This window comes from Xanthomonas albilineans, from assembly GCF_002939705.1.
GTDB classification, from domain to species: domain Bacteria; phylum Pseudomonadota; class Gammaproteobacteria; order Xanthomonadales; family Xanthomonadaceae; genus Xanthomonas_A; species Xanthomonas_A albilineans.
Map to the genome: position 1 here is coordinate 99,002 of NZ_MDCB01000012.1, position 26,111 is coordinate 125,112.

Consider the following 26,111-nt stretch of genomic DNA (forward strand, 5'->3'; position numbering starts at 1 on the left):
GAGTCGGTTGCTGCGCTGATCGGAACCGGAAAGTCCAGATCACAATGTGCGCAGACGGTGTCGGGGGACTTGTAATATACAGACGTGGTTGGTTGGAGCGGGCGCCGCATCGAACGTGTCGTAGCGTGACCGCGCCGTATGGCAGTTCGGCGCCTATTTGAATTCCTCGTTCCAGTATGCTTCGATCTGTTGTACCAGTGCCGGAGGCAGCGGCACGTAGTGCAGTGACTCGGCTTGCGGCTGCCCCTTTTCGAACGCCCATTTGAAGAACTCCAGGGTCGCCTTGCTGCGTGCTGGGTCCTTGGCCTGCTTGGGTATCAGTATGAAATTGGTGCCGGTGATCGGCCACGCTTGCGCGGCGGTGGAGTTGGTGATGACCAGGTTGAAGTCCTTGGCGCTGGACCAGTCCGCCGCAGCCGCTGCTGCAGTGAAGCTCTCCGCATTGGGCTGCACCCAGTTGCCAGCGGCGTTCTGCAACGAAACATAGGGCATTTTGTTTTGTAGCGCGTAGGCCAGTTCGACGTAGCCGATCGCTCCCTTGATCTGTTGAACATACGAGGCCACTCCTTCGTTGCCTTTGCCACCGATGCCGCCTGGCCACTGCACCGAAGTGCCTTCGCCGACTTTGCTCTTCCACTCCTGGCTGATCTTGGACAGATAATTAGTAAAGTTGAAGCTGGTGCCCGAACCGTCGGAGCGGTGAATCAGGTTGATCTTGCCGTTGGGCAGGCGCACGCCGGGGTTCAGCGCGGTGATCGCCGGGGCATTCCATGTGGTGATCTTGCCGAGAAAAATGTCGGCCAGCAGCGCGCCGGTCAGTTTCAACTTGCCCGCTTCCATGCCCTCCAGATTGACCACCGGCACCACACCGCCGATCGCCGATGGGAATTGGCCGAGGCCAGCGGCAGCCAGTTCTGCGTTGGTCAGCGGCTTGTCCGAAGAACCGAAATCCACGGACCTAGCCTTGATCTGGGCGATACCGCCGCCAGAGCCGATCGACTGGTAGTTGATCTTGTTGCCTGTGGCCGCGTTGTAGTCGGCCGACCATCTTGACAACAGTGGGTAGATGAAAGATGCGCCGGCGCCGGAGATTTCCGCAGCGTTCCTGGCACCAGCAGCTGGAGCGGCGGTGGGCGTGCCGCCAGCGCGATCGGCTGCACCCTGCGATGTGCCGCCATTGCCGGGCTGGCAGGCAGAAATGGCAAAGATCAGCGCCGAGGACAGGACGGCAACACGCGCCTGCTGCAGTTTCATCGACTCACTCCTTAGCGAAGAGCGCCGGTGCGTCCGGCAGACGCGCGCTATGAAATGATAATTTTGTTACAAAGTCGTGACTTGCACATTCGTTTGCGGGGTTGGGAGCTGGTTCGACCCGCGCGAAGCGGATGCCCACGCCCTGCCGCATGGAGGTTGAGCGAAGACGAAAACGCGGACCTTACGGCCCGCGTCGGTGGGTGTCGCAGGCGCCGTCGTATGTTGCGACGGCGCCTGCGGTGCGCCCGGTTACTTCAGGTTCTGCGCCCAATAGGCTTCGATCTGCTGGACAAGTGGCTCCGGTAGCGGCACGTAGTCCAACGCCTTGGCCTGCGCCTGGCCCTGCTCGAAGGACCACTTGAAGAACTCCAGGGCCGCCTTGGAAGAGGCTGGCTTCTTGGCTTTTTTGTACATGATCGCCCAAGTCGTGGCGGTGATCGGCCATGCGTCCTGACCCGGCGCGTTGGTCATGATCAGGTTGAAGTCCTTTGCGGACTTCCAGTCGGCGGTCGCGGCCGCAGCGGAGAAAGCCTTGTCATCCGGCATGACGAAACGGCCGGCGGCATTCTTCATGCCGGTGTAGCTGAGTTTGTTCTGCAGTGCATAGGCATACTCGACATAGCCGATGCCACCACGGATTTGCTTGACGTAAGCGGCCACGCCCTCGTTGCCCTTACCGCCGATGCCGGCTGGCCACTGCACCGCCGTGCCTTCGCCGACCTTGCTCTTCCACTCCGGGCTGACCTTGGACAAGTAGTTGGTGAAATTGAAGCTGGTGCCCGAACCGTCGGAGCGATGCACGATGGTGATCTTCATGTCCGGCAGGGCGAGGCCCGGATTGAGCGCGGCGATCGCCGGGTCGTTCCACTTGGCGATCTTGCCCAGGAAGATGTGGGCCAGCACGGTGCCGTCCAACTTCATCGCGCCAGGCGCCACGCCGGTCACGTTCACCACTGGGACGATGCCGCCGATCACGACTGGGAACTGACCCAGGCCGAACTTACTCAGCTCCGCAGCACTGAGCGGTTTGTCGGACGCGCCGAAATCCACCGTCGCGGCCTCGATCTGGGCGATACCGCCGCCGGAACCGATGGACTGATAATTGATGCGGTTGCCGCTTTTCTCGGCATAGGCCGCCGACCACTTCGACAGCACCGGATAGACGAAGCTGGAGCCTGCGCCAGTGACATCAGTGGCTTGCGCCGCCAGCGAAAACGAAACGACCGCGGCGGCTGCCAGCAGTCGGAGCTTGAGGGAACGCATCGGGAGAACTCCTGAGAAGGGTGAGATATCGGCACCCCTGCCGACATTCAGTGGAATTTCAAGGCTTTTTTGTGAAAGCCTGAAGAAGGAAATGCTTCATCTTGGTGACAGGCTGGCATGACGTTTAACTTTTTTCGACATGGATTTGACTTAAAAGCGCAATGAATTTGACGGAATCTTTACAACTGGTCAGACTGTTGCTCGCCCCCTCCATATCACATCGTTGTCCAACCACCCATCTGGAGACATCCTCAAATGCGTTCTCATCTACTCGCTTCGGCGATCCTTGTCAGTCTAGGTCTGATGTCGGCACCGCAGGCGTTCGCTGCGGCCAAGACCAAGACCAAGACCAGCCCTCCCGCAGTGTCCGCAGCCCAGTTGCAGCAACTGCAGGCCCAGATCGAAGCACTGCAGACCCAGGTTCAGCAGTTACAGACGCAATCGCAAGCGTTGCAGGCGCAGTCCGATGCCCAATCGGAAGTGAATGTCACCCAGGCTCAGGCCACCGAGGCGGCGCAGGCCAGTGCCAGCAAGGTCGACAAGCTCGCCAAGTTGGTCGACAACACCAAGATCGGTGGGCGGATGTTCTTCGATCTGAGCGACGTCGACAGGACCAGCAGCGGTGCCAAGACCGCCGCCAGCGGTGTCGGTCTGGACGTCAAGCGGTTTTATCTGACTGTCGACCACTCCTTCAACGACATCTGGTCGGCCAACCTGACCACCGATTTCCAGTACAGCTCGGCGATCTCCAGCACCGAACTGTTTGTCAAGAAGGCGTATGTGCAGGGCAAGTTCGACGACGCTTTCGGTTTGCGTATCGGTGCGGCCGATATGCCGTGGCTGCCGTTGATCGATAAGTACTACGGCTACCGTTACGTCGAAAACACCTTGAACGACCGGATGAAGACCGCCAACTCCTCCGACTGGGGTCTGCACGCCTTCGGTGACCTCGGTACGCAGGTCAACTATGCGTTCTCGGTGGTCAACGGTGCTGGCTACAAGACCCTCGCGCGCAGCAAGGGGATGGACGTGGAAGGCCGCGTCGCCTATACGCCGATTCCGAACCTGGCCATTGCGCTGGGTGCCTACTCGGGCAAGTTGGGTAAGGAAACCGATATCCTCGAGGCTCACCACACTTACAACCGTGCCAACGCGCTGGTGGCCTACGCGGATTCGAGATTCCGCCTGGGTGGCGAATATTTCGTGGCCAAGAATCTCAATAATGTGTTGACCGTTGCCACCGACAAGATCTCCGGCTGGTCGACGTGGGGCAGCGTCGCGCTGGGCGACAACGGCATCAGCTTGTTCGGGCGTTACGACAGGGTCGATCTGAGCAAGACCTTGGACCCTTCGCTCTACGACAAGTACTGGAACGTCGGCGTCGAGTTCCCGGTGCTGAAGAACCTGAAGCTGGCGACGGTCTACAAGTACACGCGCCAGCAAGATATCAGCAAGATCGATGTGAAGACCAAGGAATTCGGCATCTGGGGCGACATGTCGTTCTGATTCGCCGATCACCGATGTTTGTCCGTTCGACCGGAAGGCGGCGCATTTGCGCCGCCTTCTTCGTTTGTGGATGCGGGCGCGCTACGTCATCGTGCTACGGGATCGTTTCAGCGCTCGGCTGCCGGTGTCTTGTCCTTGAACCGACACAGGTCGCGGATCACGCATTGCGGACAGTCCGGTTTGCGCGCCTTGCACACATAGCGGCCATGCAGGATCAGCCAATGGTGCGCGTCATAGAGGAATTGCGCCGGCACCCGCTTGAGCAGGGCATCCTCGACCGCACGCACATCCTTGCCCGGCGCAAGTCCAGTGCGGTTGGCAACGCGGAAAATATGCGTGTCCACGGCCATGGTCGGCTCGCCGAAGGCGGTATTGAGCACCACGTTGGCGGTCTTACGGCCGACCCCGGGCAGGGCTTCCAGCGCATCGCGTTCGCGCGGCACCTGCTCCCCGTATTGCTCGACCAGGATGCGGCAGGTGGCGATGACATTCTTGGCCTTGGCGTTGAACAGACCGATGGTGGAGATGTAGCGCTTCAGTCCTTCCTCGCCCAGCGCCAGGATCGTGGCCGGCGTGTTCGCGACCGGGTACAACCGGCGGGTAGCCTTGTTGACGCCGACATCGGTGGCCTGCGCCGACAGAATCACCGCGATCAGTAATTCGAACGGGGTGCTGTACTGCAATTCCGTGGTCGGCGTTGGATTGAGCGCGGCCAGGCGCGAGAACATCTCGTGGATTTCCTCCTTGCGCAGCGTGCGTCCGCCTCGCGCGCTGCGGGTGCTCGTACTCGCACTCACGACGAGCTCCGTGTGGCTTTGGCTTTTGCGCGGGCCAGGATCGCCGCTGCGGCTGCGGGAAGTGGTGGGGTGGCCGTGGCGGCGCTTGCCGGTGCGACACGGCGGGCCTGGCGTGCTTGCGCGCGCAGTGCCAAGCGCGCGGTACGCGCACGGTGGCGCGCGCGTGCGGCCCAGGCGATGCGCAACCGCTGCTGTGCATCCAACAACTGCGCGCGTAACTGTGGGTGCGCAGGATCCAGGGCGTCGTGGTCGGGATCGTCGCCGACATAGTCCATCAGACCACCCTCGATTGCGGCATCGAGGTTGTCGTCGAGAATCCAGCGCAGCAGCTGTAGTGGCGGGGCGGTAGCGGTAGAAGGGGTGCAGGCGTGTGGCATCGGGCAGGGGGCTCAACGGTTTTGAAATTGCGGTGCGCGTCGTTCCAGGAACGCCTGGGTGCCTTCGCGCATGTCCGCGCTGGAGAACAGCAGGCCGAATTGCGCGGTCTCATACTCCAGTCCCTGCTCTATTGCGGTTTCGCCGCCGACCTGGATCGCATCGAGAATGCCGCGCAAGGCCAGCGGTGCCGCGTTGGCCAGTTGTTGGGCTATTTGCAAGGTCGTCTGGCGCAGCTCGGCGGCGGCCACCACGCGGTTGACCAGGCCCAGTTGCAGGGCGCGTGCCGCGTCGATCGGCGCACCGAGCAGGCACAGTTCCAACGCCGCGGCGCGACCGGCCAGCCGCAGCAGGCGCTGGGTACCGCCGAATCCGGGGATGAGCCCGAGGTTGATTTCCGGTTGGCCTAGCCGGACGCTGTCGGCGGCCACCCGCAGATGGCAGGCCATCGCCAGTTCCAGCCCACCGCCGAGCGCAAAGCCATTAATCATCGCCAGCACCGGCTTGGACAGGCGTTCGATGCGGCGCATGAGGCGTTGGCCCAGTTGCGAGAAATCGCGGCCCTGCATCGGTGTCAATGCGTTCATTTCGGCGATGTCGGCACCGGCGACGAAGGCTTTTTCGCCAGCCCCTGTCAGCACCACCACGCGGATCTGCGGGTCGTCCTCGGCTGTGGCGAAGGCTGTATCCAGCGCCAGTAATATCTGCCGATTCAATGCGTTGAGCTTGTCGGCCCGGTTGACGGTGAGGATGCGGATCGCCCCCTGGGTATCGGCGAGGATTGGTGTGCCGGACATGCGCATTCCTGGTTGTAAAGAAATTGTTAGGGGAACTCCGCGCCGTCTGCTTCTGTCTGATACAGCGTCGTCGGTGGCGGTTATGCGCCGCGGCAGCTATCCTAGCGCGTCATCTCAGGCGGCATTGGCCGTCCTGTGCCACCACCCTGGAGAATTGTTTGATGAAGTTGCGTTCTATTGCGGTCGCTGTCGCGGCCCTGGCCCTGAGCGGCAATGCGTTCGCCCAGGACACCTCGTCCGAAAAGGGCAAGCTGAGCTATTACTTCGGTTACGACTACGGCAACAATCTTGCCGAACTGTCCGGCCGTGGCGAGCAGCTGGATATCAATGCGGTGGTGAAGGGCTTGCAGGATGCCTACGCCAAGAAGCAACCGGCGGTCACCGCCGATCAGTTGAAGCCGGCCGTCGAAGCGTTCCAGGGCCGCGAGAAGGCACGTGCCGAGCAGGCCAAGCGCGACTACGAGAAGGCCGCCGCCGAGAACAAGACCAAGAGCGAAAAGTTCATGGCTGAGAACAAGGCCAAGGCGGGTGTGCAATCGCTGCCGAGCGGCGTGCAGTACCGCGTGATCGAAGCCGGCAAGGGGGCCAAGCCGACCCAAGCCAGCACCGTGCAATTGGAAGTGTCTGGTCCGTATCCGTTTGGTCAGCGTCCGCCGCAGGCGCGTCCGCCGCAGCAGATTCCGGCGATCAAGGTCAGCGAAGTCGAGATGCAGGCCATGCGCGAGACGCTGCTGCAGATGCCGGTCGGTTCCAAGTGGGAAGTGACCCTGCCGCCTGACAAGGCCTACGGTGCCGATCCGCGCACCCCGTTCCCGCCGAACGTGGCCGTGCAGTTCGAAATCAAGCTGGTCAGCGTCAAGTAAGCGCGACGCTTCAGTGTAAGATGATTGCGCCGGCAGCGATGCCGGCGCAATTTTTTTGTCGGACAAACGGCGGCGGCGTGGTGAATCGCGCTAGGCTGTAAGGTGTCCAATCCGATGGATCCTGTCTCCCATGCCGTGCTCACGCCGTGTATCGGTCTGTGTCGCCTCGATGCAGGCGGTTATTGCGTGGGCTGCCTGCGCAGCGGCGAGGAGATCGCGCGCTGGCGCGACATGAGCGACGCCGAACGCCGCCGTTACATGTTTGATGTATTGCCTGCGCGCGGTTGGTTGCCGTCGCCGGCGCAGCGTCTGGCCGAATGCGCCCAACTGCAGTGCGCGCTGCATCCGCTGCAACGTCCACCGCTCGGGCCGGGTTGGAATCAGCATGAGTTGCAGGATCTGCTACCCGTCCAAGTGCCGGTGGAGGCCGCGGTGCTGGTCGGGCTGGTGCCGCGCGCCGATGGCACCCGGGTGCTGCTCACCCGGCGCACCGACAGTCTGCGCCACCACGGTGGACAGGTCAGTTTTCCCGGTGGTCGTATCGACCCCGGCGACGCCGATGCGGTGGCGGCGGCGATCCGTGAAAGTCATGAGGAGATCGCACTGGCTGCCAGTCAGGTCGAACCGTTGGGGTATCTGGATCCGTTCCTCACCATCAGCGGTTTCCGGGTGATGCCGGTGGTCGCGGCGATCGACCCGGCGTTCGTGCCGCAGCCGCATCCGGACGAGGTGGCGGAGGTGTTCGAAGTGCCGCTGGTTTACCTGATGGCGCCGGAAAACCTACGCGGCATCGAGATCGATGACCGTGGGCAGTCGAGAGTTGTGCTGGAATATGTTTGGCCCGAGCAGCGGATTTGGGGCGCGACGGCGGCGATCCTGCTCAATTTGCGTCGACGACTGGAGCAAACTGCATGAATTCACCGTTGCCCGAATGGCAGCACCTGGTGGCCGCGCCGGCGTTGGCCGCCGCGCTCGATCACCCCGACCTGCGCATCGTCGATGCGCGTTTTGCGCCGGCGGCGTTGCTCGATCCGAGTGCCGCGGACGTGATGCGCCAGGCGTATGCGCAAGCGCATCTGCCCGGCGCGGTTTACGCCGATCTCAATACCGATCTTTCCGATCTACGCCGCCCCGGCCTGGGGCGGCATCCGCTGCCGGAGGATGCCGTGTTCGCGGGCACCTTGGGGCGATGGGGCATCGCACCGCACACCCAGGTGGTGGTCTACGACGCGGCCGACGGCAGCATGGCGGCCGCGCGGCTGTGGTGGATGCTGGGTCTGCTTGGTCACCGTCGCGTTGCCGTGCTCGATGGCGGACTCGCCGAATGGCGCCGGCTGGGCTTGCCGGAGACGGATGCGGTTGTATCGCCGTCGCCGCTCGCGCCGTATCCGCAGCGTTTCGATGTCAGCCGTATCGTCGCGGCCGAGGAGGTGCTTGCGCGGCTGCATGAAGCCCCGGGCTGGTTGCTGGATGCGCGCGCCGGTGAGCGCTTTCGTGGCGAGGTCGAACCGATCGATGGCGTTGCCGGACACGTCCCAGGTGCGGTCAATCGACCGCTCGGCGAAAATCTGCGCGATGGGCGCTTGCGTGCGGCGCACGAATTGCGTGCGGAACTCGAGCCGCTGTTGTGCGGGCGCGATCCGCGCGAGGTGGTGGTGATGTGCGGTTCCGGCGTGACCGCCTGCCATCTGCTATTGGCGTTGGAACATGCCGGTTTGCACGGTGCGCGCGTGTATGCCGGTTCCTGGAGCGGCTGGATTGCCGATCCGGCACGGCCATGCGCCAGCCGATAGCACGGGTGGTGGCGAGGCGCTAGCGCGGTTGCGGTCAACAGGACAAGGGAGAAGGCGAGAGTGGGACGAAACAATGCGTTGGCGTGAAGCATATGCGCTAGTCATGATGTCGGCGCTGGTGGCCTGCGGTGGAGCGGATATGTCCGGTGCAATCGGTGCCGACGCCTCCCCCCACGCGCAGGCGGTCGCGGATTACCGTGCGTTGGTGCAGCAACGTCGAACGCAACGTGTGGCGTTGTTGCGTGCGTCCTCCGGCTGGCTCAGCTATATCGGCTCCGGTCGCCTGAGCGATGGCGTACACCGTGTTGGCAATGCGGCCGACAACGATGTGCAGTTGCCGGGCGGTCCGGCGCACCTTGGCATGCTGAGGGTGGACCCGCAGGACGGGGTGTATTTCGAGGCGGAGGATGGTGCGGCGGTGCGTGTGGCGGGGCGCCCGTTCGTTGCCGGACGTCTGAACACCGATGCGGCGCATGATACGGAAACCCGCCTTGACCTGGGGGCCCAGGAATTCTATGTGGTACGCACCGGCAATCTGTTCGGTTGGCGTTTCCGCGATCCGCACGCCGCCGCGCGCTACGCGTTTCCCGGTATCGATTACTTCCCGATCGATGCGCACTGGCGCGTGGTCGCCGAATGGCATCCGCAGCCAACGCCGCGTGCGGTCGTGTTGCTCACCTCGATCGGAACTCCAGAGCCGCTGGTCTTGGCCGGTAGCGCCGAGTTCGTGCTGCAGGGGCATCGTTATCGCTTGCAGGCCTTGCGCGATGAGAGCGATAAACGTCTGTTCTTTCCATTCTCCGATCGTACCAGCGGCCGCGAGAGCTACGGTGGCGCGCGCTATCTATTCGTCGAATTGCCGCAGGGTCGTCACATCGTGTTGGATTTCAATTTGGCGCAAAATCCGCCTTGCGCGTTCACGCCGCATTTGGTGTGTCCCCTGGCGCCGTTCGGAAATCTTATGGATATGGCGGTGACCGCAGGCGAGAAGAACTATATGGGCCCACGCTGATACACGCTCGTGGCCGAGCGCTGTCTCGGCGCGGCTGGCCGCGCATCGTCATTTGAGCGTGCAGGCCGCGCTTGCCGATCATTGAACAGACGGTGCATACGGTGTCAACGCCACCGCCGCCAGAACTTGCGTCCACGGGAAGAGCGGCCCGGGATCGCGCTTGCGTCGAACCTGCAAACGCGGGTCGTCGCTGGCTGGTTCCAGGCTCAGGTCCAGCGTTTCGTGTCCGGCGATGTGGCGCAACTGCGGCAACTCCGCTTGCAGTTGCCACAGAAGTGCGATTAGCGCCTGGATCTGCGCCACTGGATAAGGGTCTTCCATCGCCTGGTGGCGCGAGTCCAGCCAGTGCGGGTAGCGTCCGCGGTTGACCAGTTCGATGCCAAGCGATTGCCGGTTGTAGTCGCGCACGTGATGGGCGACGCGTTGTAGCGGCACGTAGCGATACACGCTGCCGTCGCGGTCGATGTAGAAATGGCCGCTATTGCCGGTGCCCGAGGGATACAGCACGCGTTCGCCGTAGGCCCGTGCGCTGGCCAGGTCCGGCAGTTCGGTGCAGTGGATCACCGCCAGTTCGATGGCGTCCAGCGCACGCGCTTCCAGTCGCTCGACATAGGGCAGGGGTGTATCGTGGATGGACGGTGGTGGGATTTGCGGCATGCGCGGATGCTAGCATTCGCCGATGAGTCTGAATTCCGAAAGCCCGCTGGCGGCCCTGTTGTCCACCTTCCCGCATGCCGGACGCGTGGAATGGATTGGCTTGCGTCCGGCGCGTGACGTGCCGATGCGCGCGGTGAACGAGGTCGTTGCACAAGCGGCGGCCGGCCTGTCCGGCGACCGCTATGTTGGGCGCAACGGCAAGCGTGGCGTGACCCTCATCCAGGCCGAACATCTGCCGGTGATCGCTGCGCTGGCCGGGCAGGCCGAGGTTGCGCCAGCGACGCTGCGGCGCAATCTGGTGGTCTCCGGCATTGCGTTGATTGCACTGAAAGGATGCCGTTTCCGCATCGGCGAGGTCGAACTGGAAGGCATCGCGCCATGCGATCCGTGCTCGCGCATGGAGCAGGCATTGGGCGCGGGCGGCTACAACGCGATGCGCGGTCATGGCGGCCTGTGTGCGCGGATCGTCCATGGCGGCACCTTGCGCGTGGGTGATGCGGTGGTGGCGCTGTGAGTCGCGGTCACTGCATCGTGTCGCATGGTTTCGAGAGTGGGCCGCAGGCGGCCAAGGCGAGTGCGCTGGTCGAGGTCGCACAGCGCATGGGCTGGAGCCACGAGCGCCCGGATTACACCGATCTGGATGCGCGCCGCGAGGTCAGCCAACTCGGCGATGTGCCGGCGCGGCTGCGGCGTCTGCTCGAACGGGCCCAGCATGCGGCGCAGCGCGGGCCGTTGGTGCTGGCTGGTTCAAGCCTCGGCGCTTATATCGCCGCGCAGGTGTCGTTGCAGGTGCCGGTGCGTGCGCTGTTCCTGATGGTGCCGCCGACGCGGATGGGGCCGTTGCCGCCGCTGGATGCGGCAGCGGTGCCGATCTCGATCGTGCATGCCTGGCGCGATGAACTGATTCCCGCCGCCGAGGTCATCGGCTGGGCAAAGGCACGCGCGGCGCGGCTGCTATTGGTCGACGACACGCATCGTTTGAACGATCACGTTGATACTGCGGCGCAGGCGTTCGCCGAATTGCTGGCGGGTCTGTGAGCGATACGCCAGAGCTGTTGCTGCGCGCCGAGCGCGCGGCCGATACGGCGGCAATCGAGGCGCTGACCCTGGTGGCGTTCTTTCGTGTCGCGCACAGCCGCCACGATGAGCAGCGAGTCATCGAACGCCTGCGTGCGGACGCCGCGCTGATCGTATCGTTGGTGATCGAACACGAGGGCTACATCGTCGGCCACATCGCGGCGTCCCCGGTGACCCTGTCCGATGGCAGTCGCGGTTGGTACGCGCTAGGGCCCCTGTCGGTGGGGCCGGGGCATCAGCGACAGGGCTTGGGTGCGCGACTGGTGCGCGAGGCGCTGGCACAGTTGCAGTCCCTGGGCGCGGCCGGTTGCGTGGTGCTGGGCGAACCAGCGTTCTACGCGCGCTTCGGCTTCCGCCAGGAGCCGGGGTTGATCCTGCCGGGCGTGCCAGTGGAGGCCTTCCAGGCGCTGTGCTTCGGCGATCGTTTGTTGCCGGTGGCCGAGGTGGCGTATCACCCGGCATTTGCAGCCGATGCTTGAGCATCGCGTGGGCGCGTAGTCCCGTTCTGAGCGATGCAAGAGGGGATTGGCCGCTGCATGCTGTCGCCGCCGCAGCGGCTGCACTTAAGATTGGCTAACAAAACGACTGCGTTGCCGCCGGACAGGCGCGCGCAGTGTTCGGAATCCTCATGTACCCCCTGTACACTTCGGTTCCTGCGTGCTGTCCGCCCCCACCCGACAGCGACTGGCGAGGTTTCGTTAGCCACTCTTAAGGCGAACTTCAGCGCATGCTGAGATCTGCTCGAGGGAGTGCGGTGCTTTTCGATTGGGCTGGTAATACGCGGCGCGATGGCCGACCATTGCCGCCTCGCCCGTCCGCTGTCCTCGGCCGTTACCGGCGGCGTTGTCATGCGCAGGGCGGGGCGACGCCGGTCGCGCCCTTCTTATGTCTGCTGTGGTCCGCATTGCCGTGAAATTTTTCGTCTCCTGCGCCAAGGGCCTGGAATACCTGCTTGTCGATGAACTGCTTGCGTTCGGTGTGGCGCAGGCGACGGCCACCGTGTCCGGGGTCAATGTCGAGGGCACGTTGCGCGATGCGCAGCGCGCAGTGCTGTGGTCGCGTCTGGCCAGTCGTGTGCTGTGGCCGCTGCACGCCTTCGAGTGTCCCGACGAGGCGGCGCTGTACGCCGGCGTGGCCGTCGTGCCATGGTGCGAGCACCTAACGCCCGAGCACACCTTGGCAGTGGACGCGCATGTATCCGGTACCGGAATCACCCATGCGCGCTATGCAGCGCAGCGGGTCAAGGACGCGGTGGTGGACACGCTGCGCAATGCCGGTCTGGAACGCCCGTCGGTGGACGTGGAGCATCCGGATCTGCGTTTGAACCTGTCGCTGCGCAAGGGGCGCGCCACCGTGTCGGTGGATCTGGGCGGCGGCTCGCTGCACCGGCGCGGTTGGCGTCAGGCGCAGAATGAGGCGCCGCTGAAAGAGAATTTGGCTGCGGCGTTATTGTTGCGTGGACAATGGCCGGCGTTGTATGCGCAGGGCGGCGGTTTACTCGATCCGATGTGCGGTAGCGGTACGTTGCTGATCGAAGGGGCGCTGATGGCTGCCGATGTCGCCCCGGGCCTGTTGCGTGTCGCGTTGGCCGCTGCGCACCGCGGCGATGCTGTGCCCACGGCGTCCAGTGCCGCGCCGAGTCGCTGGCTTGGCTTCGACCTGACGGCATGGGACGAATTACTGGTGGAGGCGCGACAGCGCGAGGCCGCCGGCCGTGCTGCACTGCGTCCGGTGCTGTACGGTGGCGATATCGATCCACACGCGATTCGTGCCGCGCGCGAGAACGCGCAGGCGGCCGGGGTCGCCGTGGCAATCACGTTCGAGGTGCGCGACGTCGCCGATCTGCGTGCGCCTGTGTCGGCGCTGGGCACGGTGGTTTGCAATCCCCCCTACGACGAACGCCTGGTTGCCGATGCCGCGCTGTATCGGCGCCTGGGCGAGGCGTTGAAGCGGACGGTGCCGCAATGGCGTGCCAGTGTGCTGTGCGGCAATGCGGATCTGGCCTATGCCACCGGCCTGCGTGCGGCAAAAAAATACCAGATGTTCAACGGTGCGCTGGAGTGCCCGTTGATCGTTTGCGATCCAATCGCGGTCGCGCCGCGTGCAAGTGCCGAGGTGTCGCACGCGCTCAGCGATGGAGCGCAGATGGTGGCGAACCGTCTGCGCAAGAACCTGCGCAAGTTCAAAAGTTGGCGTATGCGCGAGCAGGTCAGTTGCTTCCGCGCATACGACGCGGATCTGCCCGAGTACGCGGCGGCGATCGACGTGTACCAGGAAGACGCTGGCCAGGCGCGCACGTTCTTGCATGTGCAGGAATATGCGGCGCCGGAGAATATTCCCGATGCCGACGTGCGCCGCCGTCGCAACGAACTGCTGGCCGCCGCGCGCGAGGTGTTCGCGGTGCCGGCCGAGCAAGTGGCGCTGAAGACGCGTGAGCGCGGTAAGGGCGGTAGCAAGTACGGCCGCTTCGAGCAGCGTGGCGAGTTCCTGGTGGTACGCGAACACGATGCGCTGCTGCGGGTCAACCTGTTCGATTATCTGGATACCGGGCTGTTCCTGGATCACCGCCCGTTGCGCGGCGCCATGGCACAGCAGGCGCGCGGTAAACGTTTCCTCAATCTGTTCTGCTACACGGGTGTGGCCAGTGTGCAGGCGGCGGTGGCCGGGGCCGATTCCACCACCAGCGTGGACTTGTCCGGCACCTACTTGCAGTGGTGTGCCGACAACCTGGCATTCAACGGCAAAGGGGGCGCTCAGCATCGTCTTGTGCAAGCCGATGCGCTGACCTGGTTGGAGGCGGAGAAGAACCGTTACGATGTGATTTTCTGCGATCCGCCGACCTTCTCCAACTCCGCGCGCGCGGAGGATTTCGACATCCAGCGCGAGCATGTGCGGTTGTTACGCGCAGCGGTGACGCGGCTCACGCCGGAGGGCGTGTTGTACTTTTCTAACAATTTCCGCCGGTTCAAGCTGGAGGAAAATGCGCTGGCCGCATTCGCCAGTTGCCAGGAGATCAGCGCGCAAACCATCGCGCCGGATTTCGAACGCAACCCGCGCATTCACCGCGCCTGGCGTCTGCAACGGCGTTGAATCCGGCGGCGTGGCCGCGTGTCAGCACGGCGTAGTCAGCGCTACCGGTGCGACGAGCGGATGCGGAGCGGCGGCGGTGTCCGGCTTGTGTTCGTTCCAGTGCTCCTGGATTTGCATGATCTGCGGCAGGATCGTGCCGAATAGCTGCACCAGGCGCGGCTCGAATTGGTTGCCGGAGCGTTCTTGGAACAGGGCCATCACCTTGTCCAGCGACCAGGGTTGCTTGTACGCGCGGTGCGAGGTCAGCGCATCGAAGACGTCGGCGAGCGCGACGATCCTGGCCGATTCGGGAATATGTTCGCCGGAGAGGCCGGCCGGGTAGCCGCTGCCGTTCCAGTGTTCGTGGTGACACAACGCGATCTCGGCGGCGAGCCGGAACAGCGGTGCGTTGCTACGGCTGAGGATGTCGTAGCCGATCTGTGGATGTTGTTTCATTACCTCCCATTCCTGGGGATCCAGCGGTCCGGGTTTTTTCAGCACGGCATCGGGAATGCCGATTTTGCCGGTGTCGTGCATCGGTGCGGCCTGTTCGAGCAGCTCGGCATCCTCGCGCGACCATCCGGCGGCCAGTGCCAGCGCCCGCGCGTAGGCGGCCATTCGCCAGATATGGTTGCCGGTGTCCGTATCGCTGTAGTGGCCGGCCATGCCCAGCATCTTGATCGCGTCGCGGTGGCTGTTGGCCAGGCTGGCGTCGCTGACCAGCGACAGGTGCGTGCGCACGCGCGCGCGCAGGATGCTGGGCGAGTATGGCTTTGTGATGTAATCGACACCTCCGGCGTCGAAGCCGATACTTTCGTCGGTTTCATTGTCCTTGGCGCTGACGAAGATGATCGGGATCGACGCACTACGCGGTTCTAGCTTGAGCGTGCGTGCGACGCTGTAGCCGTCCATGTCGGGCAGTTCGACGTCTAGCAGGATCAACGCAGGATGATGCTTGGCGACGCCGCTTAGCGCATCGGTGCCGTTCTTGGCGAAGACCAGCGTGTAGTCTTCGCGTAGGATCTGGCGGATCAGCGCCAGATTGCTGGCCTCGTCGTCGACGCAGAGTAGGGTTGGCTTGAACATGGGGTTCCTTGGCGGCGCGCAACGAGACCGCACCTGAAGTGCAGCTCAGGAACTAGCATCGGCCAACCATTGCCTGACTTTAGCCTCGGCTTCGCGGAAGGAAAAATTCTCTAAGAGTTGATTCAGTTCCGTGGCTCTGGGCTCTGACAGCCAGGGGGCTAGGCGTTGGGTCGCGCGCTCGATACGGTCCAGATCGTCGCTGTCCAGCGCCTGCAGCAGCAACTGCCAGGTTTCCTGCGGCGCTGGCGGTGGGGGCGCGCTGGTGGTAGGCGGTGGTGCCGGTGCAGCCGCTGCTGCCGTCTCGGCGTCGATCGCGGCGACGAAGCGCCGCACTTCCGCGATAGTGGCTGCCATGGTCGTTGCCAATGCCGCGATTTCGGTATTGGCCCGTGCCGGGTCCGTGTACAGCCGCTCCTCGAGCACTGCGCTTGCTGCGGTCAAGGCCGGTAACGCCAGCGATCCAGCCGATCCGCGCAGTGTGTGCACGTGGAAGATGGCCTGCTCTAACATCTGATCATCCAGAAATGCTTGCACGCTTGCCGCTGGATCTGGATGTTCCTGCAGCAGTTTCAGCAGGTAGCGCTGGTAGGGCGCGCGTTCGCCCCAGAGCTGCTGCGCCTGGGCGATGTCGAGCAGTGCCGGATCGGCTTCTGGCCAGGTGGCACTGGTAGCCGCTCGCGTCGGTTCGAGCGGTTGCGATGTCATGGGCATTGGAATGGGAATGGGGAGGAATTTGCGGATGGTCGCAATCAGGTTTTCGACCTGAAAAGGCTTGGCAATGAATCCGTTCATACCGCTGGATAGAGCGAGTTCCTGTTGTTGACGGTAAGCGCCAGCGGTCAGTGCAATCACCGGCAGGGCAGCCAGACACGGGTCTGCCCGTAATTGACGGGTGGCTTCGTAGCCATCCATGTTCGGCATCTGTACGTCCATCAGGATCACTTGGAAGCGGCTGGGCTCTTGCCGCAGCCGCTGCAGCGCTTGTTCGCCATCGTGGGCCAGTTCCACTATTGCGCCTTCGCCTTCGAGGATGCGTTGCGCGACCTCGCAGTTGATCTGGCTGTCGTCGACCACCAGCAGCTGCGCACCGGCCAGGCGCAAGGTGCTGTCGCCACAGAGCAACGGAGTGGGGCCTTCGCCGCGGCGGCGCGCCAGTAGCGTGGCAATGGTTCTGTAGAGGGTGGGGGCGGTGACTGGTTTGGTCATGAGCGCATCCACGTCCACGTCGATTGCCCCTTGGTTGCGTTCTTCGAGCAGACGCCGTTCGTAAGCGCTGACCATGACGATGATCGGTTGCCGGTCCGAGGTCGTCTGCGCACGTATGCGGTGCGCCACGCTAAATCCGTCCAGATCGGGCATGTGCCAGTCCAGCAGGAGCACATCGAAGTCCTCGTGTTCCGGCGCGGCTGCGCTTGCGAGCGCGGCGGTGCCGTTGGCGACGGCCTCCACCTGCCAGCCGAAGCCGCTGACAATGGTGGTTAGGTTGCGCCGGGCCAGGTCATGGTCGTCGGCGATCAGTACTCTGGGCGGTTCGGATAGTTCCGGTTCGGCGGTCGGCGCTGGCAGCATCGCGAAGGTGATGGCGAAATAAAAATCACTGCCACGATCGGGAGTGCTCTGCACCTCGAGCTGCCCGCCCATCAGTTCCACCAGGCGTCGGCTGATGGTCAGGCCCAGGCCGCTGCCGCCGTAACGACGGCTGGTTGAGGTGTCCGCCTGCAGAAACGGCGAGAAGATCAGGCTCTGTTTTTCCCGAGGAATACCGATGCCGGTATCGCGCACCGAGAACATCAATTTGATCTTGCCCACCTCGGGGCTGGGGAAGGCGCGCACGGAGAGCGTCACTTCGCCCTGTTCGGTGAACTTGATGGCATTGCCGACCAGATTGACCAGTACTTGGTTGAGTCGCAGCGCATCGCCACGCAGCCAACGGCAACCTTTGGGCAACGGCTCGACGATCATCTCCACTGGTTTGGCGCTGATCGCCGTGGTCATCAGAGTGGCGATGTTTTCCAACAACTGGCTCAGGTCGAACGGTTCCGATTCCAGATCGATACGCCCGGATTCGATCTTGGAGAAGTCGAGGATGTCGTTGATGATGTCCAGCAATGCGCGCGCGGAGATGTCGGTCTTCTGGATCATGTCCTTGGCTGCTTGCGGCAACTCGCTGTTTTGCAGCAGGTAGAGCATGCCCAGAATCGCATTCATCGGCGTACGGATTTCGTGACTCATATTGGCCAGGAAATCGCTCTTGGATTGATTAGCGGTCTCTGCCGCGTCGATTGCCAGGCGCAGCTCGCGCTCGCGGCGCATTTGCTCGGTGAGGTCGACGGCGATGCCCAGATAGCCGATCACCCGCTCGTCGTCGTCGCGCAACGTGCTCAGGGTGAGCAGCACCGGCAACGCGAGGCCATCTTTGTTCACGTAGGTCCATTCGCGGGTATCGCTGCGGCCCAGCGTGGACAATGCGGCGATGGATTCGAACGCGGGTTGCACCTTGATTCCGGACTGTATGGTCATGCGCTCGGCACGTTCGGCCAGTTGCTCCGGATCAAGGAATAAGCCGGTAGCTTTACGTCCGATCATCGCCTGCGCCGTATAGCCGAGCAGGGTTTCGGCGGCCGGATTGAATAGGGTGATGGTGCCTTCCGGGTCGGTGGCGATGATTGCATAGCCGGCATGGGCCAGGATCGCGCGCTGTAATGCCGAGTAGGTGACCAGTTCGCTGGTGCGCTGCGCGACCTGTTGTTCCAGTGTGGCGTTGAGCTCCAATACGCGCGCTTCGGCGCGCACCCGTTCGGTCACATCGTGCAACAGGTGCGAGTGGCCGATCGTGTTGCCGTCGACGTCGATGATGGGCGAGACGCTGGCTAGCACGTTGACTGTTTGGCCATTGCGATGATGCAGTTCGCGGACTTGCGTGTCGCCGTTGCTGGCATCGCGCAGGTGTGAGCCGAGCAGCGTGTGCAGCGGCTGGCCGATGGCCTGCGCCGCGGTGTAACCGAAGATGCGCGTGGCGGCGGGATTCCAATGGGTCACACGGCCCTGCAGGTCTTCTGCAACGATCGCCTCGCTGGTGCTGCCAACGAGTGCGGCCAATTGGCTTTGCTCGCGCAGGAACAGGTCGCGACGGTGGCGGTTGGTCAGGGACAGATACAGCAGCGCGGCCAGCAGCATGGAGACACCAGCGACCAGTCCGCCATCGAGCAGTGGCGAGGATTGGTTGAGCGAGCGCACGAAGCTCGGCGTGGCCTGCATGGTTAGTCGCCATTGACGACCATACACGGGCAAACTGCGCACTGCGCGCAGGTTGGTGGCGCCCACCGCAGGGCTGGCGTGTCCGCTACTGTCGCCGCGATAGAACGGCTGGTCGGGCGACTGGCTGTCTGCCACTGTCAGGTACAGGTCGCTGCCGTGATAGGGCGAGGAGGCCAGCATCTCGGCAATGTTCAATGGCGCATAGGCCCAGCCCGTGGTGGCTTGCCAGCGCTGTTGCGGGGTCTCCAGTGGCATGCCTGCGCGGTAAATCGGCAACAGGAGCAGGAATTCGCTGTTGTCGTTGCTCGTGGTTTCGAACGGGTGGATCGGCGAGGTGATGGTTGAATTGCCCGAGTAAGCGGCGGCCAGCGCAGCGGCACGTTGTGCCGGTTCGGACGCGATATCGAAGCCTTGCGCGAAGTTGTTTTGCCCTGGCGGTTGGCTATACAGGATGACGAAGTGGTCGCCATCGTGCGGCGCCAATTCGCGGATCTGCAGCGTTGGCATGCCATCCTCGTGAGCTTCACTCAGGAATGCGGTTTCGTCGGCGCGCGCGACCCGGTGGATATAACCGAAGCCATGCACGCCTGGGAACTCACGTTTGTAATCGCGCGAGCCGCTGTAGCGCGCGAAACCCTCGGACGAAATGCGATCGTCACCGGCGACGATCACTGCGCCGCGCATGCCGAGCAGGCCGTGTTCGTAAACGTCCAGGTGCTGCCGCAGCTCTTCGGTGACATGGGTGGTGAGTTGCTGGAACCTGGTCTGGTCCTGCTGACGGTTATGTTTCTGCACGCTGTGCGCGACCAAAGCCGCGGCAACTAGGCCCGTGCCAAGCACGGCCAATGCGGCAAAACGCGCCGATCGTGTAGGGCCGGCGGTGAGTGTCCAGCGGTTATTCGGCATGCACTCCCTTTCCTCTGGTCAACGCTGGTGCGGCGTGAGCATCGGCATCCCCGTAGTCCGTGCGCGATGGCATTCATCCTGACCGTACAGGTCCGCACAACATGTGCGTCCAAGTTAGCGCGAACATTGCGACCGCACCAGCCCCCGTTGCTTGCGCGGGGAGCAACATCTGGACCTTTACGTAAGGAGTGTGACGGTGGCGTGTAGTATCACGCCGATCAGGCCGCCGACCAGGGTACCATTGAAGCGGATGTACTGCAGATCGCGGCCGACGCTCAGTTCCAATTGATCCACCAGGTGGCGCTCGTCCCATCCCTTGACGGTTTGCGCGATATGCGCGGTGACGCTGTTGCGCAGACGCTGGGTGAGTTGTTCGGCGCCGTCGAGCAGATGCTGGTTGAGTGCCTCGCGCAGCGCGCTGTCCTGAGCCAATGACTGGCCCAGCGTGCCCAGCGCGCTCCGCAAGTGTTGCGCCAGTGCGCCATCGTGACGCGATAGATCCTCGCGCAGGCTGGCATGGATCTGGCTCCACAGCCCTTGCACGTAGTCTTGCACGTCGGGGTGTTCGATCAGCCGCTGCTTGAGCGCCTGGATCTTGGCGGCGGTGGCCGGATCGGCGCGCAATTGCTGCACGTAGCCTCCGAGCCAGCGCTCGTAATCCTGGCGTAGCGGATGCTGCGGCTGCGACAGCACCTCCTGCAGTTCGTCCAGCAGCGCCTGTGCCAGGCGCTCGGCCAGGGTATCGGCGATGCCCTCCACCGGCTTCACCCACGCGACCGTGCCGACCAGCTTGGGCCATTCGCGTCGTGCGTATTTGACGATCATCGTCGACACGCGTTGTTTGACCTCGGCATCGTTCAGGTGGTCGCCGAGTCGGGTCAATGCTTCGTCTAGCAGTCTCTGGTGGCGGCCGTCGGCGGTGAGCAGGCCGAGAATCTCGCCGACAGTGGCGGCGGCATCCCATTCGTGCAGGCGTGCCACCACGAAGTTGTGGATGCGGCGCCGCACTGCGGCTTCGTCGAGTAGGTTCAGCGCCTGTAACGCCCAGCCGCGGGCCAGCTCGGCCAGTTTGCCCGCCTGCTCCGGCTCGGCCAGCCACTGGCCTAGTCGCGCCGCAGGATCGAATACGGTGAGTTTGGCGAGCAGTGCGTCCGGCTCCAGGAAGTGATCGCGGACGAACACCGCAAGGCTGTCGGCAATGCGCGTCTTGCCGTGCGGGATGATGGCGGTGTGCGGAATCGGCAGACCCAATGGATGTCGAAATAGCGCCACCACCGCGAACCAGTCGGCCAGCGCGCCGACCGTGGCGGCTTCGAAGAACGCGCCGATCCAGGCCCAGGCGCCGTGCATACCCATGGCGTGGCTGAGCAGGAAACCGCATAGCATTGCCAGTAACAGCAATGTGGCCAGTCGTTTCATCCGCCGCAACTGCGTATGGCGTGGATCGGGAGGCGATGGGAGATCGGAAGAGAAGCTCATGCCGGGTCAGTGTACGCAGCGCAGGGTCAAGCGGGCTTCATTGCAGCACCCATTACCAGGCGGTGGAGTCGATTTGTGGACTCGCGATGCTCTTCGCTCGTGTGGCCTTCGATGCGATGGGGCGCGCGGGTGCATATGCCGTCTTTGCGACAGGGAACAGTAGACAGATGCAGCGTCAGCCCAGTGCGTCCAGCGGACGCACGAACTCCAGGCCCAGTGCCTGCGCCACCGCGCGGTGGGTGAGCTTGCCAGCGTGCACGTTGAGGCCGTTGCGCAGGTCCTGATCCTCGCGCAAGGCCTGCACGCCGTGTTCGGCGAGCAGCAGCACGAACGGCAGTGTGGCGTTGGTCAGCGCGAAGGTGGAGGTGCGGGCGACGGCGCCTGGCATGTTGGCCACGCAATAGTGGACGATGCCATCGACCTTGTATGTCGGCTGCTCATGGGTGGTTGCATAGCTGGTCTCAAAGCAGCCGCCCTGGTCGATCGCCACATCCACCAGCACCGAGCCTGGCCGCAGCAGCGCCAGTTGCGCGCGCGAGACCAGTTTGGGCGCGGCAGCGCCGGGGATGAGCACCGCGCCGATCACCAGATCGGCATGCGGCAGGCAGTGTTCGATAGCGTCGTGGGTGGAGTACAGCGTGTTCAGTTGCTGACCGTAGAGTTCGTCCAGGTATTTGAGCCGTTCCAGTGAACGGTCCAGCACCGTCACTCGCGCGTGCAGGCCCATCGCCATGCGTGCGGCGTTGATTCCGACCACGCCGCCGCCGATCACCAGCACCTGCGCTGGCTTGACCCCTGGCACGCCGCCCAGCAGCACCCCGGAGCCGCCCTGGGCTTTTTCCAGCGCGTGCGCGCCGGCCTGGATCGCCATGCGCCCGGCGACCTCGCTCATCGGTGCCAGCAGCGGTAAACCGCCGTGACCATCGGTGACGGTCTCGTAGGCGATCGCGGTGCAGCCGGAATGCAGTAGCGCGTCGGCCTGTCGCGGATCCGGCGCCAAGTGCAGATAGGTGAACAGCAGTTGCCCAGGGCGCAGTAGCGCGCATTCTTCTGGTTGCGGTTCCTTGACCTTGACGATCAAGTCGGCTTGGGCGAACACGCTAGCTGCGTCCTCGGCAAGGTGCGCGCCGGCGCGTTCGTACTCGGCATCGGTCAGGCCGATGCTCTGGCCGCCGCCACGCTGCACCAGAACGTGGTGTCCGTACAGCACCAACTCGCGGACTCCGGATGGGGTCAAGCCGATCCGGTACTCGTGGTTCTTGATCTCTTTCGGGACGCCGACCAGCATGAGCGGTTCTCCAGTTGGACGCAGCGTGTGGGGAGCGCGGGTGGATGGTTGGGTGGACAGTCAGAACGTGTTGCGGATCATCTCCGCCAGTACCGAAAACATGCGTTCGATGTGCGCGCGCTCGACGATCAGCGGCGGCGACAGCGCGATGGTGTCGCCGTTGACGCGGATCAGCAAGTCGCCCTCGTGGAAGCAGCGTTCGAAGATGTCGTAGGCACGCGCACCGGGCGCGCCCTCGCGCGGGGCCAGTTCGATCGCACCGATCAGGCCGAAGTTGCGGATGTCGATCACATGCGGCAGGCCGCGCAGTGCGTGGATCGCCTGTTCCCAGGCGGCACCCAGTTCGATCGCTTTGTCGAACAGGTTTTCTTCTGCATATGTCTCCAGTGTCGCCAATGCGGCAGCGCAGGCCAACGGATGGCCGGAGTAGGTGTAGCCGTGAAACAGATCGATGGCCGCTGCCGGGCCGTGCGTGAAGGCGTCGTGGATCGCATCCGACACGAACACGGCGCCCATCGGCACGCACCCGTTGGTCAGGCCTTTGGCGGTGGTGATCATGTCCGGTACCACGCCGAAGCGTTGCGCGGCGAACGCGTTGCCGATGCGGCCATAACCTGTGATGACCTCGTCGAAGATCAACACGATGCCATGTTTGTCGCACAACTCGCGGATGCGTTGCAGGTAACCCTGCGGTGGCAGCACCACTCCGGCCGAGCCGGAAATCGGTTCGATGATGAGCGCGGCGATGGTGGAGGCATCGTGTAGCGTGACTAGGCGTTCCAGGTCGTCGGCCAATTCGGCGCCGTGCGTCGGCAGACCGCGCGCGAATGCGTTGCGGCCGATGTCGAGCGTATGTCGCAGATGGTCCACGCCGGGCAGCAGCGGGCCGAACCCTTTGCGATTGTTCGGCAACCCGCCGACCGAGATACCACCGAAGCCGACCCCGTGATAGCCCTTTTCGCGACCGAGCAAGCGCGTACGCTGTCCCTCGCCACGGGCGCGGTGATATGCCAGTGCGATCTTCAACGCCGTATCCACCGATTCGGAGCCAGAGTTGGTGTAGAACACATGATTGAGTCCAGGCGGAGCCAATGCCACCAGTCGTTCTGCAAGCACGAACGGCAGTGGCGAGCCCATCTGGAAGGTCGGCGCGAAGTCCAGCGTGGCGATCTGCCGGGCCACCGCCTCGACGATGCGTGGTCGCGCATGACCGGCGTTGCAACACCAAAGCCCGGCGGTACCGTCGAGGATCTGGCGTCCGTCCACGCTGCGGTAATACATGCCTTCTGCCGCGGCCAGCAGCCGCGGTCGTGCCTTGAACTGGCGATTGGCGGTGAATGGCATCCAGAACGCTTCTAAATTCAGAGGCATCTGTGTGGCGTCGCGGTCGGACAGTGCTTGAGGTGGGAGAGTGGACTGAGGATGCATCGCAGGCTCCATGCGAAGGACGTTGAAAAACTTTACCTCATGCCGGTACCGCAGGAGCGCACCAATTAGAGCGGCTAATGAAACTGCTGCGTCGCCTCTGGACGGGCGGGAACAGTGCCCGGAATCCTCATATACACATCATGGGCAGTTCGTCAGTTGCGGCATCGGCCCTGTGGCGTAAGATCGCAAGTGCAGTGGGGAGGCTTGGTCCAAATCAAAAGGAGAGGTCACGCGCGATGAGCCAGGACACCGACGATCAAGACGATCACAGCGACAATCCCTATCGCCCGCGCAAACTCAAGGTGCGCGATCCGCTGCACGATCTGCAGCTGCTGCGCGATATGGCGATCATCAATGCGCGGGTGCGCGCCGAGCTGGGGCCGCTGCCACCCGGCGGATTGCCGGTGGAGCCCAAGCGTAAACCTGCGCGGCCACCGTACCTGCCTGCCGCCGTATCCGCGCCCCATCCCCCCGAGGACGACCCGATGAAACTGCACCACCTTGCCGCCACCGCCATCATGCCGCTGGCCCTGACCGCTGCGGGCTGCTCCAAAGGCATCGATGTCGGCAATGACGGCGCCACCGGCCACCTCAACCCGCACCCGGTCAAACGCTACGAAGTGATTGCCACCTCCCATGCGCCGGGGCCGTGGGATACGATCAAGGCGTACATCGGGTATGACGTCATCAATGAAAAATGCGTGCCGCTGGCCCCGTTCCTTGGTGTGCGGCAGACGCCTAATACCCAGCTAGATGTTCCCATGACACAGGTGAACGATCACACGTGGAAGGGATATTTCTACCGCGACGCCTTGCTGGATGAGGACTATTTCAAGCTTGGCGTGTGCCACTGGGATGCGACCGGTGTTGGCATTTCTGCTATAGCCAAGGGAGTTAGGTTCAATTGGGGCGGTATGTTGGTGGAACTCTTGCGAGAAAGTCAGGAGACCTACTACTTTAAGAAAAGCGCATACGGGAATCAGTCTTTCGTTGAGTATGGTACTGAAACTCTCACTGGAGAAGACGATGAGGTTGTTCAGCACCCAGATGCTCATTTCCAAGTCACCATCTCTGTCAAGGAAGCCAAGCCATGAAGCCTGCTGATCAAACGCGTGCCGATGCGGCCATTGATTCTTATAGAAACCGCTCTCAGAGCGAAGTCGACAGTCCCAATCGCATATATCTAGCTGGTGATAAATATACTGTCTTCGGCTACGCGAACGATCCTATAACCGGTTTCCACGCAACAGCGTATCGAAGCGTGGACGTACCACACAACATCATCATCGCCTACCGTGGCACCGACCCGGCTTTATTTACCGGCGAGACCAAGGCGGAAAAAGCAGGCCATGCGCTCACCACCCTCCAGGACATCGCTGTCGATGCAACGATGGTGCGCGACGCCGTCAATCCACAAAAAGCCGCCGCCGATGCGTTCACGGCGCAGATGCTCGCCAAGGCCGTTGCACGAGGAATCCCCAAAGACCATGTGACCGTCGCCGGCCACTCCCTCGGCGGCGCACTGGCGCAGATCGAGGCGGCCAAATACGGCCTGGCCGGCTCCACCTACAACGCCTATGGCGCTAGGGGGCTGGCCGATGGCACGCCGCAGCTAGGCTGCCACGTGACCAATTACCGCATGGCCAACGATCTGGTGAGCGCGGCCAGTCCTCACGTCGGCAGTGTGGTGTCGTTAGCCAGTCATGACGATGTGCAGAGCCTGCGCGCTGGCCGGTATCTGGATGCGCCCGTCGGTGCACCGCCCCCGAATGTCCTGCTGGCGATGCGATTGGGCGACCACGGCGGCGCCCAGTACTTCGGTAGTCAAAGTCCGGACAACGTGCTGGCCCCGCATCGTTTCAGCGAAGCGTCGCAACGCTACACGGACCACCAGAGTGCCTTCGAGCATTTCACCTGGGAGGTTGCTCACGAACGTGCCGAATTGTCCCAGGCGCTACGCCAGATGCGCGCGCACCCTGGCCAGACCCATCTGCCAGCGGACATCCAGCGGCAGGTGAACGAATACCTGGCGTTGAACTTGGACACGCCGCTGCGCGATGCCATCGAACATAACGCGCACGTGCAGAGTACAGCACACAGTCTGCACGATACCGGCGATGCCGCGCGCTCGGTTGGCCATGCGGTACACGACATGGACGAGCGCATGGCCTCGGCGGCGCATCGGGCGGGTGTTGCGGCTTTC

22 protein-coding genes and 1 other RNA gene are annotated in these 26,111 nt (G+C 63.3%); 12 read left to right on the plus strand and 11 right to left on the minus strand.

The features are described from left to right. Positions 1–153: 153 nt before the first annotated feature. Positions 154–1,254 carry a phosphate ABC transporter substrate-binding protein PstS gene (pstS, locus tag XalbCFBP2523_RS11780; RefSeq protein WP_045765958.1) on the minus strand — a complete coding sequence of 367 codons (1,101 nt, stop codon included), beginning with the start codon at positions 1,252–1,254 and terminating at the stop codon, positions 154–156. A 249-nt stretch (positions 1,255–1,503) separates the two neighbouring features. Continuing rightward, positions 1,504–2,517 carry a phosphate ABC transporter substrate-binding protein PstS gene (pstS, locus tag XalbCFBP2523_RS11785; protein ID WP_045765957.1) on the minus strand — a complete coding sequence of 338 codons (1,014 nt, stop codon included), beginning with the start codon at positions 2,515–2,517 and terminating at the stop codon, positions 1,504–1,506. 255 nt (positions 2,518–2,772) lie between these two features. Between pstS (XalbCFBP2523_RS11785) and XalbCFBP2523_RS11790 the strand changes: the two genes are divergently transcribed. Then, a complete protein-coding gene (locus XalbCFBP2523_RS11790) occupies positions 2,773–4,023 on the plus strand; it encodes a porin (RefSeq protein WP_045765956.1) in 1,251 nt (416 codons plus the stop codon). Positions 4,024–4,130: 107 nt separating this feature from the next. Here the strand turns inward: XalbCFBP2523_RS11790 and nth are convergent, their stop codons facing one another. The 3 genes from nth to XalbCFBP2523_RS11805 are packed head-to-tail and all read right to left on the minus strand — an operon-like array spanning position 4,131 to position 5,992. Then, on the minus strand, positions 4,131–4,820 hold the full coding sequence (nth, locus tag XalbCFBP2523_RS11795; RefSeq protein WP_045758207.1) for an endonuclease III: 690 nt from the start codon (positions 4,818–4,820) through the stop codon (positions 4,131–4,133). Further along, positions 4,817–5,197, minus strand: a complete 381-nt coding sequence (locus XalbCFBP2523_RS11800; protein ID WP_045765955.1) for a hypothetical protein — start codon at positions 5,195–5,197, stop codon at positions 4,817–4,819. The genes nth and XalbCFBP2523_RS11800 overlap by 4 nt, the downstream gene beginning before the upstream one ends. A 12-nt stretch (positions 5,198–5,209) precedes the next feature. Then, positions 5,210–5,992, minus strand: a complete 783-nt coding sequence (locus XalbCFBP2523_RS11805; RefSeq protein ID WP_045766756.1) for an enoyl-CoA hydratase/isomerase family protein — start codon at positions 5,990–5,992, stop codon at positions 5,210–5,212. Between the two features lie 161 nt (positions 5,993–6,153). On the opposite strand from XalbCFBP2523_RS11805, the gene XalbCFBP2523_RS11810 reads away from it, so the two are divergent. The 4 genes from XalbCFBP2523_RS11810 (at position 6,154) to XalbCFBP2523_RS11825 (ending at position 9,660) form a co-directional block, all read left to right on the plus strand. Then, complete coding sequence (locus XalbCFBP2523_RS11810; RefSeq protein WP_045760824.1) at positions 6,154–6,855, plus strand: FKBP-type peptidyl-prolyl cis-trans isomerase N-terminal domain-containing protein; 702 nt, start codon at positions 6,154–6,156, stop codon at positions 6,853–6,855. A 114-nt stretch (positions 6,856–6,969) separates the two neighbouring features. Further along, positions 6,970–7,770 carry a CoA pyrophosphatase gene (locus tag XalbCFBP2523_RS11815; protein ID WP_045765954.1) on the plus strand — a complete coding sequence of 267 codons (801 nt, stop codon included), beginning with the start codon at positions 6,970–6,972 and terminating at the stop codon, positions 7,768–7,770. Beyond that, positions 7,767–8,648 (plus strand): sulfurtransferase, encoded by an 882-nt coding sequence (locus XalbCFBP2523_RS11820; protein WP_045765953.1) that lies wholly within the window; start codon positions 7,767–7,769, stop codon positions 8,646–8,648. Before XalbCFBP2523_RS11815 ends, XalbCFBP2523_RS11820 begins: the two co-directional genes overlap by 4 nt. Positions 8,649–8,721: 73 nt before the next feature. Further along, a complete protein-coding gene (locus XalbCFBP2523_RS11825; protein ID WP_045765952.1) occupies positions 8,722–9,660 on the plus strand; it encodes a DUF1684 domain-containing protein in 939 nt (312 codons plus the stop codon). A 78-nt stretch (positions 9,661–9,738) separates the two neighbouring features. Here the strand turns inward: XalbCFBP2523_RS11825 and XalbCFBP2523_RS11830 are convergent, their stop codons facing one another. Next, on the minus strand, positions 9,739–10,317 hold the full coding sequence (locus tag XalbCFBP2523_RS11830; RefSeq protein ID WP_045765951.1) for an N-acetylmuramoyl-L-alanine amidase: 579 nt from the start codon (positions 10,315–10,317) through the stop codon (positions 9,739–9,741). Positions 10,318–10,339: 22 nt separating this feature from the next. Between XalbCFBP2523_RS11830 and XalbCFBP2523_RS11835 the strand changes: the two genes are divergently transcribed. The 5 genes from XalbCFBP2523_RS11835 to rlmKL all read left to right on the plus strand — a co-directional run bounded on the left by XalbCFBP2523_RS11835 (position 10,340) and on the right by rlmKL (position 14,484). Beyond that, positions 10,340–10,831, plus strand: a complete 492-nt coding sequence (locus XalbCFBP2523_RS11835) for an MOSC domain-containing protein (RefSeq protein WP_045765950.1) — start codon at positions 10,340–10,342, stop codon at positions 10,829–10,831. Further along, complete coding sequence (locus XalbCFBP2523_RS11840; protein ID WP_012916464.1) at positions 10,828–11,355, plus strand: YqiA/YcfP family alpha/beta fold hydrolase; 528 nt, start codon at positions 10,828–10,830, stop codon at positions 11,353–11,355. The genes XalbCFBP2523_RS11835 and XalbCFBP2523_RS11840 overlap by 4 nt, the downstream gene beginning before the upstream one ends. Next, a complete protein-coding gene (locus tag XalbCFBP2523_RS11845; RefSeq protein WP_045760819.1) occupies positions 11,352–11,873 on the plus strand; it encodes a GNAT family N-acetyltransferase in 522 nt (173 codons plus the stop codon). The genes XalbCFBP2523_RS11840 and XalbCFBP2523_RS11845 overlap by 4 nt, the downstream gene beginning before the upstream one ends. A 149-nt stretch (positions 11,874–12,022) precedes the next feature. Next, positions 12,023–12,098: non-coding RNA, sX9 sRNA (locus XalbCFBP2523_RS11850), on the plus strand. A gap of 205 nt (positions 12,099–12,303) precedes the next feature. Then, complete coding sequence (gene rlmKL / locus XalbCFBP2523_RS11855; RefSeq protein WP_045766755.1) at positions 12,304–14,484, plus strand: bifunctional 23S rRNA (guanine(2069)-N(7))-methyltransferase RlmK/23S rRNA (guanine(2445)-N(2))-methyltransferase RlmL; 2,181 nt, start codon at positions 12,304–12,306, stop codon at positions 14,482–14,484. Between the two features lie 21 nt (positions 14,485–14,505). On the opposite strand, the gene XalbCFBP2523_RS11860 is transcribed toward rlmKL, so the two are convergent. From XalbCFBP2523_RS11860 to aptA, 5 genes are all read right to left on the minus strand, one after another. After that, positions 14,506–15,549 carry a response regulator gene (locus XalbCFBP2523_RS11860; protein WP_012916461.1) on the minus strand — a complete coding sequence of 348 codons (1,044 nt, stop codon included), beginning with the start codon at positions 15,547–15,549 and terminating at the stop codon, positions 14,506–14,508. Positions 15,550–15,594: 45 nt separating this feature from the next. Then, positions 15,595–19,713, minus strand: a complete 4,119-nt coding sequence (locus XalbCFBP2523_RS11865; RefSeq protein WP_045765949.1) for a CHASE domain-containing hybrid sensor histidine kinase/response regulator — start codon at positions 19,711–19,713, stop codon at positions 15,595–15,597. Between the two features lie 177 nt (positions 19,714–19,890). Beyond that, positions 19,891–21,192 (minus strand): DUF445 domain-containing protein, encoded by a 1,302-nt coding sequence (locus XalbCFBP2523_RS11870; RefSeq protein WP_230599089.1) that lies wholly within the window; start codon positions 21,190–21,192, stop codon positions 19,891–19,893. Between the two features lie 175 nt (positions 21,193–21,367). Further along, a complete protein-coding gene (ald, locus tag XalbCFBP2523_RS11875) occupies positions 21,368–22,480 on the minus strand; it encodes an alanine dehydrogenase (RefSeq protein ID WP_012916458.1) in 1,113 nt (370 codons plus the stop codon). Between the two features lie 60 nt (positions 22,481–22,540). Further along, a complete protein-coding gene (aptA, locus tag XalbCFBP2523_RS11880) occupies positions 22,541–23,920 on the minus strand; it encodes an omega-aminotransferase AptA (RefSeq protein WP_196297593.1) in 1,380 nt (459 codons plus the stop codon). A 224-nt stretch (positions 23,921–24,144) separates the two neighbouring features. Here aptA and XalbCFBP2523_RS16840 point away from each other — a divergent pair, with 224 nt between their 5' ends. Both XalbCFBP2523_RS16840 and XalbCFBP2523_RS16395 read left to right on the plus strand, forming a co-directional pair. Continuing rightward, positions 24,145–25,002 carry a hypothetical protein gene (locus XalbCFBP2523_RS16840; protein WP_196297592.1) on the plus strand — a complete coding sequence of 286 codons (858 nt, stop codon included), beginning with the start codon at positions 24,145–24,147 and terminating at the stop codon, positions 25,000–25,002. After that, positions 24,999–26,111 (plus strand): Tle-like phospholipase domain-containing protein (locus tag XalbCFBP2523_RS16395; protein ID WP_430523481.1); only part of this gene is annotated, 1,113 nt, incomplete at its 3' end. The genes XalbCFBP2523_RS16840 and XalbCFBP2523_RS16395, both read left to right, overlap by 4 nt.